13 protein-coding genes are annotated in these 15301 nt (G+C 68.1%); 6 read left to right on the forward strand and 7 right to left on the reverse strand.

From position 1 onward, the window contains the following. Window positions 1-21: 21 nt before the first annotated feature. From LGN17_RS17385 to LGN17_RS17415, 7 genes are all read right to left on the reverse strand, one after another. Window positions 22-1221, reverse strand: coding sequence for an MFS transporter (locus LGN17_RS17385; RefSeq protein WP_226197891.1), 1200 nt, complete (start codon window positions 1219-1221; stop codon window positions 22-24). 230 nt (window positions 1222-1451) lie between these two features. After that, complete coding sequence (locus tag LGN17_RS17390) at window positions 1452-2276, reverse strand: phosphodiesterase (protein WP_226197892.1); 825 nt, start codon at window positions 2274-2276, stop codon at window positions 1452-1454. A gap of 84 nt (window positions 2277-2360) precedes the next feature. After that, window positions 2361-3392, reverse strand: coding sequence for an ABC transporter ATP-binding protein (locus tag LGN17_RS17395; RefSeq protein WP_226197893.1), 1032 nt, complete (start codon window positions 3390-3392; stop codon window positions 2361-2363). A gap of 13 nt (window positions 3393-3405) precedes the next feature. Further along, the gene (locus LGN17_RS17400; protein WP_226197894.1) at window positions 3406-4308 is read right to left on the reverse strand and encodes an ABC transporter permease; all 903 of its coding nucleotides are present in this window, start codon (window positions 4306-4308) and stop codon (window positions 3406-3408) included. 10 nt (window positions 4309-4318) lie between these two features. Next, window positions 4319-5143 (reverse strand): ABC transporter permease, encoded by an 825-nt coding sequence (locus LGN17_RS17405; RefSeq protein ID WP_174915200.1) that lies wholly within the window; start codon window positions 5141-5143, stop codon window positions 4319-4321. Beyond that, a complete protein-coding gene (locus LGN17_RS17410; RefSeq protein ID WP_226197895.1) occupies window positions 5144-6172 on the reverse strand; it encodes an ABC transporter substrate-binding protein in 1029 nt (342 codons plus the stop codon). It abuts the gene before it with no gap. A gap of 74 nt (window positions 6173-6246) precedes the next feature. Continuing rightward, window positions 6247-7272, reverse strand: coding sequence for a substrate-binding domain-containing protein (locus LGN17_RS17415; protein WP_175951814.1), 1026 nt, complete (start codon window positions 7270-7272; stop codon window positions 6247-6249). Between the two features lie 862 nt (window positions 7273-8134). On the opposite strand from LGN17_RS17415, the gene LGN17_RS17420 reads away from it, so the two are divergent. The 6 genes from LGN17_RS17420 to LGN17_RS17445 all read left to right on the forward strand — a co-directional run bounded on the left by LGN17_RS17420 (window position 8135) and on the right by LGN17_RS17445 (window position 15301). Next, complete coding sequence (locus tag LGN17_RS17420; protein WP_226198148.1) at window positions 8135-8761, forward strand: flavin reductase family protein; 627 nt, start codon at window positions 8135-8137, stop codon at window positions 8759-8761. A 380-nt stretch (window positions 8762-9141) separates the two neighbouring features. After that, a complete protein-coding gene (locus LGN17_RS17425; protein ID WP_175951816.1) occupies window positions 9142-10374 on the forward strand; it encodes a 3-methyl-2-oxobutanoate dehydrogenase (2-methylpropanoyl-transferring) subunit alpha in 1233 nt (410 codons plus the stop codon). A gap of 2 nt (window positions 10375-10376) precedes the next feature. After that, on the forward strand, window positions 10377-11417 hold the full coding sequence (locus LGN17_RS17430; RefSeq protein WP_089483685.1) for an alpha-ketoacid dehydrogenase subunit beta: 1041 nt from the start codon (window positions 10377-10379) through the stop codon (window positions 11415-11417). 1 nt (window position 11418) lies between these two features. Then, a complete protein-coding gene (locus LGN17_RS17435; protein WP_226197896.1) occupies window positions 11419-12756 on the forward strand; it encodes a dihydrolipoamide acetyltransferase family protein in 1338 nt (445 codons plus the stop codon). 5 nt (window positions 12757-12761) lie between these two features. Next, a complete protein-coding gene (lpdA, locus tag LGN17_RS17440) occupies window positions 12762-14153 on the forward strand; it encodes a dihydrolipoyl dehydrogenase (protein ID WP_226197897.1) in 1392 nt (463 codons plus the stop codon). A gap of 518 nt (window positions 14154-14671) precedes the next feature. Continuing rightward, window positions 14672-15301 (forward strand): NAD-dependent epimerase/dehydratase family protein, encoded by a 630-nt coding sequence (locus LGN17_RS17445; RefSeq protein WP_226197898.1) that lies wholly within the window; start codon window positions 14672-14674, stop codon window positions 15299-15301.

Raw genomic sequence — 15301 nt, forward strand, 5'->3', positions numbered from 1 at the left:
CGCCGCCGTGGCCGGTCGCGCTCAGCCGCGCCGGCCGCCGCGATGGTGGAACCAGCCCCCGAGCGCGGTGAACACCAGCCCGGTTGCGCACATGCCGATCCAGCCGAACGCGTGCCATGCGGCGACGCCGGCCGACGAGCCGAGTGCGCCGCCGATGAAATAGCACACCATGTACACGGTGTTGACGCGGCTGCGCGCGTCGGGCTTCAGCGCATAGATGCGCGACTGGTTCGAGATCTGCGCGGCCTGCACGCCGACGTCCAGCACGACGACGCCGATCACGAGCCCGACGAGGCTCGTGCCCGACAGCGCGAAGATCACGAACGACAGCGCGAGCAGCGCGATCGCGAGCGAGATGATCGCGCGCGGGCCGCGCGTGTCCGCGAAGCGGCCCGCGTACGGTGCCGCGAGCGCGCCTGCCGCACCGACGATCCCGAACAGGCCGGCTGCCTGCGGGCCGAGATGGAACGGCGCGCCGGCGAGCAGCAGCGTGAGCACGGGCCAGAACGCGCTGAATGCCGCGAACAGCGCGGCGCCCGTCAGCGATGCCTCGCGCAGCCCGCGCAACTCGACCGCCAGATGCCACATCGAGCCGAGCAGCTTGCCGTACGACAGCGTCGACGTCGGCGAGCTGCGCGGCAGTCGCAGCACGATCACGGCGGCCAGCGCGACGAGCGCCGCGACCGACGCGGCGAACACCGCGCGCCAGCCGAAATACTCGGCGACGAAGCCGGCAGCCGTCCGCGCGAGCAGGATGCCGAGCAGCAGGCCGCTCATCACGGTGCCGACCGCGTGCCCGCGTTCGGCCGGCGGTGCGATCTCGGCGGCGAACGGCACGGCCTGTTGCGCGATGGTCGCGAGTACGCCGATCGCGAGGCTCGCGACGGCGAGCACGGCCAGCGACGGCGCGGTGGCCGCGACGATCAGCGCGACCGACAGGCCGGCGATCTGCATCAGGATCAGCCCGCGGCGGTCGAAGCGGTCGCCGAGCGGCGCGAGCAGGAACATGCCGGCCGCATAGCCGAGCTGCGTCGCGGTCGGCACGGCGCCGATCCACGAAGCGCCGTCGGGAAACGCCGAGCGGAAGCTGTCGAGCAGCGGCTGGTTGTAGTAGATGTTCGCGACGGACACGCCCGCGATCGTCGCGAGCAGCAACAGCAGGCTGCGCGAATAGTGGGGCGAGGCGGCGTCGGTCGGACGGTCGGTGGAGGCGGTGGACATGGCAGCGCGGACGGAAGTGGGGCGGCGCGGCGCGCGGCGCACGCGTCGGGTGCGCAGGCGGGCAGGGCAGCCGCTCAAGGCTGCCGATCATACCGGAGCGACGTGAATCCTGCCGGACGGGGGCCAATCGGCCCACCCGGCCCACCCGGCGTAACCGGCGTAACCGGCATAACCGGCATAACCGGCATAACCGGCCGGCCGCCGCCCTTCATCGTGCGTGCTTCAACCCGTCAGTCGACCAGCTCGCCCGTCGGTTCATAAAACGGATAAGGTCCGGCCCCTTCATCGACATACACGTGATGCGACGTCATCCCCGTATCGGGCGCATAGCGATGGACCGCGAACGCCGGCGGTTCGAGCCGGAAGGCGGACGGCGCATCGGTCCGCAGGTCGAAAGCGACCTGATGCGCGGGCGACGGCACCGCGGCTGCGATCGTGCCGCCGAAGCGCGTGAACATCGTGCGGTGCACATGGCCGCACAGCACGCGCTCGACGTTCGGATGGCCGCGCAGCAGCGCGTCGAGTTGGGCGGAAGCGGCGGGTGCGAGGCGCAGCTTGTCCATGTGGCCGATTCCCGCCACGAACGGCGGGTGATGCAGCGCGACGATCACGGGCCGGTCGCGCGCGGCGTCGAGCTGTGCGGCGAGCCACGCGAGCCGTGCGTCGCACAGGTCGCCATGGCTGGCGCCGGGAACCTGTGAATCGAGCGCCAGAACGCGCACCGCGCCGACGTCGAGCGCGTACTGCACGAATTCGCCCTCCTGCAGCTCGGCGCGATCGGCGAACGCGCGGCGCAGCCCGGCGCGGTCGTCGTGATTGCCGATCATCAGGTAGTACGGAATCTCGAGGGTCGCGAGCAGCCCGCGCAGGTGGCCGTACTCTTCATCGTGGCCGAAGTCGGTCAGGTCGCCGGTGACGAGCACGGCGTCGGGGCGCGGCTCGAGCGCGTTCAGTCTTGCGATGCAGCGCGCGAGCGCGGCCGCGGTGTCGACGCGCCGGTACGCGAGCTGGCCCGGACGCTTGATGTGGAGATCGCTGATTTGAGCAAGCAGCATCGTCGTTCCTCGGAATCGTCTGATTGTTGTCGCGGCGTCGTGCGCCGCGGTGGGGGGCTGCATGAATGATGCCGGAAGGACGGATTACGCGCCGAGCGCGATCAGGCCTTCCGGTGCGATCGCGAGGCCGACCGCCGTGCCGCGTGCGAGCGCGATGCGGCCCGGCACGTCGATCACGAGCGCGTCGGGGGCCGCATGCTCGATCGTGAGTCGCGTGCGCTCGCCGAGGAACGCGCACGCACTGACCGCGCCGCGCAGCGGCGCATGCGCGAGGTCGGCGAGTTGCGCATCCTCGGGGCGGAAGAACCACTCGTCGGCGGCGTGCGGCGTCGCGATCGCACCGCCCGTGGTCACCAGCGCGCCGTCACGCCATTGCCCGGCGAGCCGGTTCAGCGTGCCGATGAACTGCGCGACGGTGCGGTTTGCCGGGTGGTAGTAAATGTCGCGCGGCGTGCCGATCTGCTCGATGCGGCCCGCGCCCATCACGACGATCCGGTCGCCGAGTTCCATCGCTTCGGCCTGGTCGTGCGTCACGTAGACGGTCGTCACGCCGAGTTCGCGCAGCAGCGCATTCATCTCGCGACGCAGCGTGTCGCGCAGCTTCGCGTCGAGCGCGGTCAACGGCTCGTCGAGCAGCAGCACGCGCGGCCTCACCGCCAGCGCGCGGGCCAGTGCAACGCGCTGGCGCTGGCCGCCCGACAGCTGGTCGATCGGCTTGTCCGCATGCGCGTCGAGCCGCATCATCGCGAGCAGCTCGTCGACGCGTTCGCGCAGCGCGCGCGGCTCGGTCTTGCGGATCTTCAGCCCGTAGCCGACGTTGCCGCGCACCGTCAGGTTCGGAAACAGCGCGTAGTTCTGGAACACCATGCCGACCTGGCGGCGCTCGATCGGCAGCGCGGTCACGTCGTCATTGCCGAACGCGATCGTGCCGCCGGCATCCGGCGTGTCGAGGCCCGCGATCAGGCGCAGCGTCGTGGTCTTGCCGCAGCCGGACGGTCCGAGCAGCACGAGCGTCTCGCCCGCGCCGATTGACAGGTCGAGCGGTTCGAGCACGCGCGTGCCGCGGAACGTCTTCGCGCAGCGGGTCAGGGTGATGGGGGTGGAATCGAGTTTCATGTCTGCGAGAAATTCAGCGCGGGCGCTTCTTGAGCGCGCGCGTGCCGGACGGATCGACGCCGAGCCACTGCATCGCGACGAGCAGCGGCAGTGTCATCAGCAGGAACAGGATCGTGTACGCGCTGCCGACTTCGAGGCGCAGCGATGCATAGGTATCGGCGAGCCCGACGGGCAGTGTCTTGGTGTCGGGCGTATGCAGCATCCACGTGAGGTTGAATTCGCCGATCGACAGCGTGAGCACCGCGAGCGCACCCGCGACGATGCCGGGGCGCAGGTTCGGCAGCACGATCGTGACGAAACGCGTGACGAACGACGCACCGAGGCTGGCCGCGCCTTCCTCGAGCGTGCGCAGGTCGGCGCCGGCCGCGACGGCCGCGACCGCGCGCACCATGAACGGCAGCGTGAACACGACGTGGCCGACCACGATGAACCACGGGCTCATCCGGAACGCGGTGAAGCCGCCGTACACGACCAGCAGCGCGAGCGCCGACGCGAGGCCGGGGAGTGCGACCGGCAGCACGAGCGCCTCTTCGATCGCGCGCGCGACACGGCTCTTGCTGCGCGCGAGCGCATAGCCGGCCGGCACGCCGACGACGAGCACGATCGCGAGCGTGGCGAACGCGACGTAAAGCGACAGCGCGATCGAGCCGTGATACTGCTGCCACACCTGTTCGAGCCAGCGCAGCGTGAGGCCGCTCGACAGGCCGCGGAAATAGTTGACGGTGAGACCCGCGAGCACCGACATCACGACGGGCACGATCAGGAAGGCACACAGCAGCAGCGTGACGCCCCATTGCAGCGCGGCGATCGCGCGCGCGCCGGTGACGTGCGGCGTGCGGCGGGCGACACCGTTCGCCTGCGCGGGAGCGGGAGCGGGGGCCGGCGACGGCGTGGAAGAGCCGGAAAGCGATGGCATGCAGGAATCCTCAGGCCGCGGCGGCGGCGGTGTGGCCGGTGAAGCGGCGCGCGAGCGCAAGCACGGCCCAGGTGACGATGCCGAGCACGATCGACAGGCCGGCCGCCGTCGCGATGTTCGCGTTCAGCGTGAACTCGGTATAGATCGTCATCGGCAGCACGTTCAGGTCGGTGGCGAGCGTAAACGCGGTGCCGAATGCGCCCATCGCGGTCGCGAAGCAGATTGCGCCGGCCGCGATCAGGCCCGGCGCGAGCGCGGGCAGCACGATGTCGACGAAGATGCGCCACGGCGATGCGCCGAGCGAACGCGCGGCTTCCTCGAGCGACGCGTCGAGCTTGGAGGCCGCCGCGATCACGGTGACGATCACGCGCGGAATCGAGAAGTACAGGTAGCCGATGAACAGCCCCGCGACCGAGTACGCGAATACCCACTTGTCGCCGGTGAGCTTTGCGGACAGCATGCCGATCAGCCCCTGCCGACCGGCCAGCATGATCACCATGAAGCCGACGACGACGCCCGGGAACGCGAGCGGAAACGTGAGCAGCGCGAGCAGCACGCGCTTGCCCGCGAATTCGCGGCGCGCGAGCAGGAGGCCCGAGATCGTCGACAGCGCGAGCGTCGCGAGCGTGACGCCCGCGGACAGCGCGACGGTCTCGCCGAGGCTCTTCATGTAGCGCGCATTGCCGAGCAGCGCCGCGTAGTGCGAGAAGAACGCGCCGTCGGCGGACACCTGCACGAGCGCCGCCATCGGCAGTAGCCAGAACGCAGCGAACACCGCGAGTGCCGGCGCGACGAGCGCGACGCGCCAGCGCAGCGGGAAAGTCAGGTCGAGCATTTACTGCATCACCTGCAGGTATTGCTGGCCGAATGCCTGCTGACCGGCCGCCATCTTGCCGAAGTCGACCGATTTGGCCCGTGCGTACTCGCTTGCCGGCAGGAATTTCGATGCGATGTCGGCGCTGAGCGCTTGGGCGCGCACCGGACGCAGGTACGCATTGGCCCACAGCTTCTGGCCTTCGTCCGACAGCACGAAGTCGAGCACCTTCCTGCCGTTCGCGTCGTGCGGTGCGCCTTTCACGAGACTCATCACGTACGGCACCGCGATCGTGCCTTCCTTCGGAATCACGAACTCGACGTTCGCGTTGTCCTTGTACTTCGCGCGATACGCGTCGAAGTCGTAGTCGAGCAGGATCGGAATCTCGCCGGACAGCACGCGCGCATACGCGGTCTGCTTCGGCACGATCGGCGCGTTCGCCTTCAGCTTGCGGAACCAGTCGAGCGCCGGCTTGAAATTGTCGAGGCTGCCGCCGAGCGCCTGGTTGACGGCCACCGCGCCCGCGTAGCCGACGAATGCGCTGGACGGATCGAGATAGCCGACCATGCCCTTGTATTCCGGCTTCAGCAGATCGGCCCACGAGCGCGGCACCGGCTTGCCGTCGAGCGCGTCCTTGTTCACGAAGAAGCCGAGCGTGCCCGAGTGGATCGCGAACCAGTAGCCTTGCGGATCCTTCAGGTTCGCGGGGATATCGTTCCAGTGCGCGGGCTTGTACGGCGCGATCACGCCCTTGTCCTTCGCCTGGAACGCCGACGACACGCCGAGGTACACGACGTCGGCGACCGGGCTCTTCTGCTCGGCGATCAGCTGCGCGATCGCCTGGCCCGAGTTCTTGTTGTCGAACGGCACGCGGATGCCGGTCTTCTGCTTGATCGCCGCGATCTGCGCGGCCCAGTCGGCCCATTCGGGCGGGCAGTTGTAGCAGATCGCCGTTTCGTCGGCGTGGGCGGCGGGTGCGCCGGCGACGAGCGCGGCGCAGGTGAGCGGCGCGGCAAGCGCGCGCAGCAGCGAGGTCAGGCGAAAGGACACGGTAGGTCTCCGGGCGAGGGTGAGGCGCTGGGGTGGCGTGGTGGTGTGCGTATGTCGTGGTGCGGTGCGCGCGTTCAGGCCTTGCGCAATTGCAGGTCGGTGGCTGGCGGCGCGACCGTCGCGCCGTCGCGCACCACGTGCGGCAGGATCAGCGACGTGCGTTCGATCGCTGCGCCGCCGATGCATTCGACGAGGCGCTGCCATGCGTGGCGGCCGATGTCGCGGTTCGGCGTCGCGACGCTCGCGAGCGGCGGCGCGAGCAGTTCGCCGATCGCGATCCCGTCGAAGCCGAGCACCGACAGGTCGTCCGGGATCGAGAAGCCCGCGCGGCGCAGGCCGCGCATCACGACCATCGCGAGCAGGTCGTTGCTGCAGAAGAGGGCGGTCGGGCGCGTCGCTTGCGCGGTGAGGTGTGCGAGCACCGCGTCGGGCAGCTCGGGCGCGGTGAAGTCGACTTCGACCGGCGGCAGCGTGGCGACGCCGCTTTCCTCGAGTGCCTGCGCATAACCGAGATGGCGCTGGCGCGCACGGTCCGACGCGGCGAGCGAGCCGGCCAGCATCAGCACGCGGCGGTGGCCGCGTGCGGTCAGCATCCGCACGCCGTCATATGCGGCACGGCGGTTGTCGACCGATACCGACGGGCGGCGTTGCGTGTCGTTGTGCATCAGCACGTAGTGCGGGCCGTCGCGGTCGAGCATGTCGAGCAGCGGGTGCGTGTCTGCGTCCGCGACGGTGAGGATCAGCCCTTCGACGCGCTGCTCGCGCAGCGTCTCGATCGCGTGACGCTCGCGCGCCGCGTCGTATTCGGTCGTCATCAGGATCAGCTTGAAGCCGGCTGCGGTCGCGCGCTCGTCGATGCCTTGCAGGCAGTCGGCGAACACGGGGTTCGACAACGTCGGCACGACGACCCCGACGAGCCGCGTGCGCTCGCCGCGCAGTTGCCGGCCGAGCGGGCTCGGGCGGAACTGCAGCGTGTCGATCGCGGTGCGGATCGTTTGCAGCGTGGCGGGGCTGACGGTATGCGGTGCGTTGATCGCGCGCGAGACGGTAGCGATCGAGAAGCCCGCGAGGGCAGCGACGTCCTTGATGGTCGAGGTCATGAAATAACGCGATGTAAACGTTTTCGGCCGGAAAATTATCGAAAACGTTTGTGACTCCGCGATGACGCAGGCGACGCTTGTTTCGCAAAAAGCGCGATACAAACGTCTGACGGATAGGGCCGCCGGACGACGCGGCTCGATTGTATCGGGGATGGTGCGGCGCGGGAGGAAATCGCCGGCGGCGGCGTGGCGGCGTCGATTACAAACGATGAATCCGTGGGGCGGCGGGGCGCGTCGCGACGTGGCGCCGCAGAATAAGGGAACGCATGCGCAAGCAATGGTAGAATCCCGTCCGCCCTCTTGCCGGGGTGATGAAATTGGTAAACATAGCGGACTTAAACGATTGAGTGCCCGGTCGGAAACGGTCGGTGCAGAACCCTTCAAATTCGGCGAAACCCCTGATGCGCGCATCGAGGCAACGCCGAGCCAAGCCTCGCGGTATCCGCGAGGAAGGTGTAGAGACTAGACGGGGGGCGCCTAAGGCGCACGGGCAGCAGGCACGCCCGCGCGCGACGGCGAAGGCATAGTCCAGCGCACGAACGGCAACGCGCACGCGACGCCGGCTTTGAAAGAAGCAGTGTGACGAAAATCCGCCGCCTTAACTGGCTTGCCGGTTCGAGTCCGGTCCCCGGCACCACGATCGCGTCCAGCGCGATTCGATGAAGGCACGAAAGCCCGCGAAAAGCCATGCGCTCGCGGGTTTTTTATTGCACGCGGGTATTGCCCGGTGCGGGTGTCATCCAGGCGATTCATGCGCGCTCGCTTGCCGCGTCGCTGCGACGAAAGCAGCGCCATGCAATACTCGGCACGCACGTCCCGCCAATTGACTTCACGCGCATTGTGTTGCGCGCGACCACCCGCCATGACCCAATCGAGCTATCACTTTTACGAACCGTCGCAAGGCCACGGCCTTCCGCATGATCCTCTGAACGCGATCGTGGGTCCGCGCCCGATCGGCTGGATTTCGTCCCGCGGCAACGACGGTACGGTCAACCTCGCACCGTACAGTTTCTTCAACGCATTCAACTACCATCCGCCGATCATCGGCTTTTCGAGTGTCTCCGCGAAGGACAGCCTGCGCAACGCACAGGAGACGGGGGAGTTCGTCTGGAACCTCGCGACTCGCGATCTTGCCCACCGGATGAACCAGACCTGTGCCGCGGTACCGTACGGTGTCGACGAGTTCGAACTCGGCGGCCTGACCGCGATCCCGTCGCGCCTGGTCGACGTACCGCGCGTTGCCGAAAGCGGCGTGAACTTCGAATGCAAGGTGACCGATGTCATTCGGCTGCGTGACCACCGGGGTGTCGAGACGGCGGCTTCGCTGGTATTGGGCGAGGTCGTCGCGGTGCATATCCGCAACGATTTGCTGAAGGACGGGATCTTCGACACCTTTGGCGCGGGCATCATTCTTCGTGCTGGCGGCCCGTCCGCTTATGCCCATGTCCGGCCCGACAGCCGGTTCGACATCGCCCGCCCCGGCGCGTGACGCAGCGCGTGCCGTAACGCACCCCGAATCGCGCGCGACCCGCGCGATCGTCCGCCTCGATCGCATCCACGAAGGCCCCGCAGGAATCCGGAATTCCGCGGGGTCTTTTGCGTTGTATCGTCGGACTTGATCCGGCGGGCCCGCTCCCTCCATGCGTCGTTCGACCCCGATCCCCGCAAGCCGGAGCCATGGGCCGACCGCGCGGCAGCATGGCAAATCTGCTCACCGCGGTCGAGCGGCTTGGTCATCGACGTCCGCCGCCACAGGGCATAAATTTCCAAGGTTGACGTGCCTATCCGCACGCCAGCTCGCGCGCAGGCCGGCAACCGGCCGCGCGTTCCCAATCAGCGTGAGACACAATCGAGCGTGGAGACGACACGATGAGCCTGTCAGAGCCATTGCGTCTGCATGTGCCGGAGCCCACCGGGCGCCCGGGCTGCAAGACGGACTTTTCCTATCTGCATCTATCGCCGGCCGGCGCGGTTCGCCGCCCGCCGATCGACGTTGCCGCGGCGGACACCGCCGATCTCGCCCGCAGCCTCGTGCGCGTGCTCGACGACAGCGGCAAGGCCGTCGGCCCGTGGGCGCCGGATCTCGACGATGCGCGGCTGATCGCCGGCCTGCGCGCGATGCTCAAGACCCGCATTTTCGACGCGCGCATGATGATCGCGCAGCGTCAGAAGAAAATCTCCTTCTACATGTTGAGCCTCGGCGAAGAGGCGATCGGCACCGCGCACACGATGGCGCTGCGCGACGGCGACATGTGCTTCCCGACCTACCGCCAGCAGAGCATCCTGATCGCGCGCGACGTACCGCTCGAACGGATGATCTGCCAGCTGATGTCGAACGAAGGCGACCCGTTGAAAGGCCGCCAGCTCCCCGTGATGTACTCGGACCGCGACGCGGGCTTCTTCTCCATTTCCGGCAACCTCGCGACGCAGTTCATCCAGGCGGTCGGCTGGGCGATGGCGTCGGCGATCAAGGGCGATACGAAGATCGCGTCCGCGTGGATCGGCGACGGCGCGACAGCCGAATCCGACTTCCACACCGCGCTCACGTTCGCACACGTGTATCGCGCGCCGGTCGTGCTGAACGTCGTCAACAACCAGTGGGCGATCTCGACGTTCCAGGCGATCGCGGGCGGCGAAGGCACGACGTTCGCGGGGCGCGGCGTCGGCTGCGGGATCGCGTCGCTGCGCGTCGACGGCAACGACTTCCTCGCGATCTACGCGGCGTCGAGCTGGGCGGCCGAACGCGCGCGCCGCAATCTCGGCCCGACGCTGATCGAGTGGGTGACCTACCGGGCGGGTGCGCATTCGACGTCCGACGATCCGACCAAGTACCGGCCGAGCGACGACTGGTCCCATTTCCCGCTCGGCGATCCGATCGAGCGCTTCAAGCGCCACCTGATCGTCAAGGGCATCTGGTCCGACAGCGCGCACGAAGCGTTGACGGCCGAGCTCGAGGCCGAGGTGATCGCCGCGCAGAAGGAAGCGGAGAAATACGGCACGCTGGCCGATGACAGGATTCCGTCGCCGGCTTCGATGTTCGACGACGTGTACAAGGAGCTGCCCGCGCACCTGCGCCGTCAGCGCCAGGAACTGGGAGCGTGATCATGGCGCAACAAGAGACAGGCACGGCAACGCAGCCGATGACGATGATCCAGGCGCTGCGCTCGGCGATGGACGTGATGCTCGGGCGCGACAGCGACGTGGTCGTGTTCGGGCAGGACGTGGGCTATTTCGGCGGCGTGTTCCGCTGTACCGAAGGATTGCAGAACAAATACGGCAAGTCGCGCGTGTTCGATGCGCCGATCTCCGAAAGCGGGATCGTCGGCGCGGCGGTGGGGATGGGCGCCTACGGGCTGCGCCCGGTGTGCGAGATCCAGTTCGCCGATTATTTCTACCCGGCGTCAGACCAGATCGTGTCGGAAGGCGCGCGGCTGCGCTATCGCTCGGCCGGCCAGTTCATCGCGCCGATGACGATCCGCATGCCCTGCGGCGGCGGCATCTACGGCGGCCAGACGCACAGCCAGAGCCCGGAGGCGATGTTCACGCAGGTGTGCGGGCTGCGCACGGTGATGCCGTCGAACCCGTATGACGCGAAGGGGCTCCTGATCGCATCGATCGAGAACGACGATCCGGTGATCTTCCTCGAGCCGAAACGGCTGTACAACGGGCCGTTCGACGGCCATCACGATCGGCCGGTGACGTCGTGGCTCAAGCATCCGGCAAGCGCGGTGCCCGAGGGCTACTACACGGTGCCGCTCGACACGGCCGCCGTGGTGCGGCCCGGCAACGACGTGACGGTGCTGACCTACGGCACGACGGTGCACGTGTCGCTCGCCGCGGCCGAGGAGACGGGCATCGACGCGGAGGTGATCGACCTGCGCACGCTGTGGCCGCTCGACCTCGACACGATCGTCGCGTCGGTGCGCAAGACCGGGCGCTGCGTCGTGGTGCACGAGGCGACGCGCACCTGCGGTTTCGGTGCGGAACTGGTGTCGCTGGTCCAGGAACATTGCTTCTACCACCTCGAGGCGCCGGTCGAGCGCACGACGGGCTGGGATACGCCGTATCCGCATGCGCAGGAGTGGGCGTACTTTCCGGGCCCGGCCCGGGTCGGTGAAGCGTTGCGACGCGTGATGGAGGCGTGAGATGGGGATTCATGTCATCAAGATGCCGGATATCGGCGAAGGGATTGCCGAGGTCGAGCTGGTGGCCTGGCACGTGGAAGTCGGGCAGACGATCAAGGAAGACCAGCCGCTCGCCGATGTGATGACCGACAAGGCGGCGGTCGAGATTCCGTCGCCCGTGACGGGCAAGGTGATCGAGCTCGGCGGCCGGATCGGCGAGATGATGGCGGTCGGCAGCGAGCTGATCCGCCTCGAGGTCGAAGGGGACGGCAACCTGAAGGCCGGCGCACCGGTGCGGGAATCAAAGGTAGAAACCGTACCGGTCGCGGCGGCGCCGTCGAAGGCCGTGGCCGAGGCGCCGGCGGAATCGTCCGCAAAGCCGGCCGCGAAGCACGCACCGGCGGAACCGCGTCGTGCGAAGCCTGCCGAGCACGCGGCGCACGTGGAACCGCCGCGCGCGGCGCTCGCGCCGGGTGAACGGCCGCTCGCGTCGCCGGCCGTGCGCCAGCGCGCATGGGACATGGGCATCGAGCTGCGCTATGTGCGCGGCAGCGGTGAGGCAGGGCGGATCCTGCATGCGGACCTCGATGCGTATGCGCGCACCGGCAGCGGTGCGGCGCGCGGGTCACGCGCAGCGCAGGCGCATGGCTACGACGAACGCAACGATGAGACGGAAGTACCGGTGATCGGCTTGCGGCGTGCGATCGCGCGCAAGATGCAGGAAGCGAAGCGCCGCATTCCGCACTTCAGCTACGTCGAGGAGATCGACGTCACCGAGCTCGAATCGCTGCGTACGGATCTGAACCGCCGCTACGGCGATACGCGCGGCAAGCTCACGCCGCTGCCGCTGCTGATCCGCGCGATGGTGATCGCGTTGCGCGACTTCCCGCAGATCAACGCGCGTTTCGACGACGAAGCGGGTGTCGTCACGCGCTACGGTGCGGTGCACATGGGTGTTGCGACGCAGACGGACGGTGGCCTCACGGTGCCCGTGCTGCGTCATGCCGAAGCGCGCGACGTGTGGTCGATTTCCGCCGAAATCGCGCGGCTCGCCGAAGCAGTGCGTGCGAACCGCGCGCAGCGCGACGAGCTGAGCGGCTCGACGATCACGATCTCGAGCCTCGGCGCGCTCGGCGGCATCGTGTCGACGCCGGTCATCAATCATCCTGAAGTCGGCATCGTCGGCGTGAACCGCATTGTCGAGCGGCCGATGATCCGCGACGGCGCGATCGTCGCCCGCAAGATGATGAACCTGTCGTCGTCGTTCGACCATCGCGTCGTCGATGGCGCGGACGCGGCCGAATTCATCCAGGCCGTGCGTGCGGTGCTCGAGCGCCCGGCACTGCTGTTCGTGGAGTGAGCGCGATGAAGAATGAACACACCACGCTGCTCGCGATCGGCGGTGGACCGGGTGGCTACGTCGCCGCGATTCGCGCCGGCCAGCTCGGCATTCCGACCGTGCTCGTCGAGCGCGACCGGCTCGGCGGCACGTGCCTGAACATCGGCTGCATTCCTTCGAAGGCGCTGATCCACGTGGCCGACGCATTCGAACAGGCCCGCGGCCACGCGGGCGAGGGCGCGCTCGGGATTCGCGTGCGCACGCCCGAGATCGACATCGCGAAAAGCGTCGCGTGGAAGGACGGTATCGTCGACCGGCTGACGCGCGGCGTCGGCGCGCTGCTCAAGAAGAACGGCGTGCGCGTGCTGCACGGCGATGCGCACGTGGTCGACGGCAAGACCGTCGATGTCGTCGCCGGTGGCCACACGACGCGAATCAGCTGCGAGCACTTGTTGCTTGCGACCGGCTCCGAACCGGTCGCGCTGCCGTCGATGCCGTTCGGCGGCCATGTCGTGTCGTCCACCGAGGCGCTGTCGCCCGAGACGTTGCCGAAGCGGCTGGTCGTCGTCGGGGCCGGTTACATCGGGCTCGAACTCGGGATCGTCTACCGCAAGCTCGGCGTCGACGTCAGTGTCGTCGAAGCGGCGGAGCGCGTGTTGCCTGCATACGATGCCGAACTCGCGCGGCCGGTTGCCGATTCGCTCGCGCGGCTGGGCGTGCGGCTGCTGCTCGGCCACACGGTGCTCGGGCTCGCGGAACACGGCGCGGTGCGCGTGCAGGCCGCCGATGGCGCGGAGCAGACGCTGCAGGCCGATCGCGTGCTGGTCGCGGTCGGCCGCCGGCCGCGGGTCGACGGCTTCGGGCTCGAGTCGCTGCCGCTCGATCGCAACGGCCGCGCACTGTGGATCGACGACGAATGCCGAACCTCGATGCGCAACGTCTGGGCGATCGGCGACGTGGCCGGCGAGCCGATGCTCGCGCATCGCGCGATGGCGCAGGGCGAGATGGTGGCCGAGCTGATCGCCGGCAAGCGCCGCAAGTTCATGCCCGCGTCGATCCCGGCCGTGTGCTTCACCGATCCGGAGATCGTTACGGCGGGCTGGTCGCCGGACGACGCGCGTGCGGCCGATGTCGATTGCGTGAGCGCGTCGTTCCCGTTCGCGGCAAACGGGCGTGCGATGACGCTGCAGGCGACCGACGGCTTCGTGCGCGTCGTCGCGCGGCGCGACAACCACCTGATCGTCGGCTGGCAGGCGGTCGGGCGTGGCGTGTCGGAACTGGCCGCGGCGTTCTCGCAGTCGCTGGAGATGGGCGCGCGGCTGGAGGACATCGGCGGCACGATCCATGCGCACCCGACGCTCGGCGAAGCGCTGCAGGAAGCCGCGCTGCGTGCGCTCGGGCATGCGTTGCACGTCTGACGCGTCCCGCGCACGGCATCGCAGACGTAGCAAAGCCCGTGAGCATCCGGATGCTCACGGGCTTTTTCGTTGCTGTGGCGGGGCGGGCCTGGACCACGTCATGCGCCGGCCCGCATCGCATCACCACGAATGCCCGATGCTGCCGTCGACCATCAGACGAATCAGATGAATCTTACGGAGTGAAATATAGGCGTAATGCAAAGCAGCGAAAAATGAATGCGCTTTCTTTCGTTGGTTGATATTGAGATATCGTGTGAATATCCAAGAAACTTTTGTTTCTAGAGATTAGATGCGATTAAGGATGCTAAATCAATTGTGAAAATGCGACGAATCGAGGCGTGGATGAACTGCGGCCGATGGCGTGCCGCATCAATTTAGCGATCCGGATCGGGCGCGGTCTGTAACTTTTCGAGATGTTGGAAGGTTGTCGGCGCCGGGGCGGCCGACGATCATGTGGGAAGCCGGAAACCGGGCCGTTCCCGGCCCGCCAACGCAGGCTCCACACGGAAGAACCGGACATGAAACTGCTGCTCGTCGGCGCGACCGGACTCGTCGGGCGTCACGTCCTCGAAGTCGCGCTCGCCGATGCGCGGGTCGATCAGGTGATCGTCCTCGCGCGCCGCCCGTTGTCGCCGCATCCGAAGATGCGCGCGCTCGAGGTCGATTTCGACCATCTGCCCGACGCAGCCGACTGGTGGCATGCCGATGCCGTGATCTGCACGCTCGGCACCACGATGCGGGCCGCCGGCTCGCGGGCGGCATTCCGGCGTGTCGACCACGACTATCCGCTCGCGGTCGCGCGGCTCGCACACCGCTACGGCACACCGGTTTACGTGCTGAATTCCGCACTCGGCGCAGATGCGGCGTCGCGCATCTTCTACAACCGCGTGAAGGGCGAGGTCGAGCAGGCGCTCGCCGGCGTCGGGTTCGCGTCGCTCACTTATGTGCGGCCCGGCCTGATCGGCGGCAGCCGCGACGAATTCAGGTTCGGCGAGCGGTTGCTGGTGTCCGTGTTGAACCTGGCCCGCCCCATGTTGCCGGCGAAGTGGCGCGTGAATCACGCGTCGCGGATCGCCCGCGCGATGCTCGATGCGGCAATCGACGCGCGGCCGGGCGTGCAGGTCATCGCGTCGGACCAGCTCGCGTGA

It is taken from the genome of Burkholderia sp. AU30280 (assembly GCF_020420125.1).
Classification (GTDB): Bacteria; Pseudomonadota; Gammaproteobacteria; order Burkholderiales; family Burkholderiaceae; genus Burkholderia.

Excerpts from the sequence above, each read along its gene's own strand:
- LGN17_RS17435 (WP_226197896.1), top strand. The coding sequence starts at position 11,419 with ATGGGGATTCATGTCATCAAGATGCCGGATATCGGCGAAGGGATTGCC.
- LGN17_RS17425 (WP_175951816.1), top strand. The coding sequence starts at position 9,142 with ATGAGCCTGTCAGAGCCATTGCGTCTGCATGTGCCGGAGCCCACCGGG.
- LGN17_RS17420 (WP_226198148.1), top strand. The coding sequence starts at position 8,135 with ATGACCCAATCGAGCTATCACTTTTACGAACCGTCGCAAGGCCACGGC.
- LGN17_RS17390 (WP_226197892.1), bottom strand. The coding sequence starts at position 2,276 with ATGCTGCTTGCTCAAATCAGCGATCTCCACATCAAGCGTCCGGGCCAG.
- LGN17_RS17445 (WP_226197898.1), top strand. The coding sequence starts at position 14,672 with ATGAAACTGCTGCTCGTCGGCGCGACCGGACTCGTCGGGCGTCACGTC.
- LGN17_RS17430 (WP_089483685.1), top strand. The coding sequence starts at position 10,377 with ATGGCGCAACAAGAGACAGGCACGGCAACGCAGCCGATGACGATGATC.
- LGN17_RS17405 (WP_174915200.1), bottom strand. The coding sequence starts at position 5,143 with ATGCTCGACCTGACTTTCCCGCTGCGCTGGCGCGTCGCGCTCGTCGCG.
- lpdA (WP_226197897.1), top strand. The coding sequence starts at position 12,762 with ATGAAGAATGAACACACCACGCTGCTCGCGATCGGCGGTGGACCGGGT.
- LGN17_RS17385 (WP_226197891.1), bottom strand. The coding sequence starts at position 1,221 with ATGTCCACCGCCTCCACCGACCGTCCGACCGACGCCGCCTCGCCCCAC.
- LGN17_RS17415 (WP_175951814.1), bottom strand. The coding sequence starts at position 7,272 with ATGACCTCGACCATCAAGGACGTCGCTGCCCTCGCGGGCTTCTCGATC.
- LGN17_RS17400 (WP_226197894.1), bottom strand. The coding sequence starts at position 4,308 with ATGCCATCGCTTTCCGGCTCTTCCACGCCGTCGCCGGCCCCCGCTCCC.
- LGN17_RS17395 (WP_226197893.1), bottom strand. The coding sequence starts at position 3,392 with ATGAAACTCGATTCCACCCCCATCACCCTGACCCGCTGCGCGAAGACG.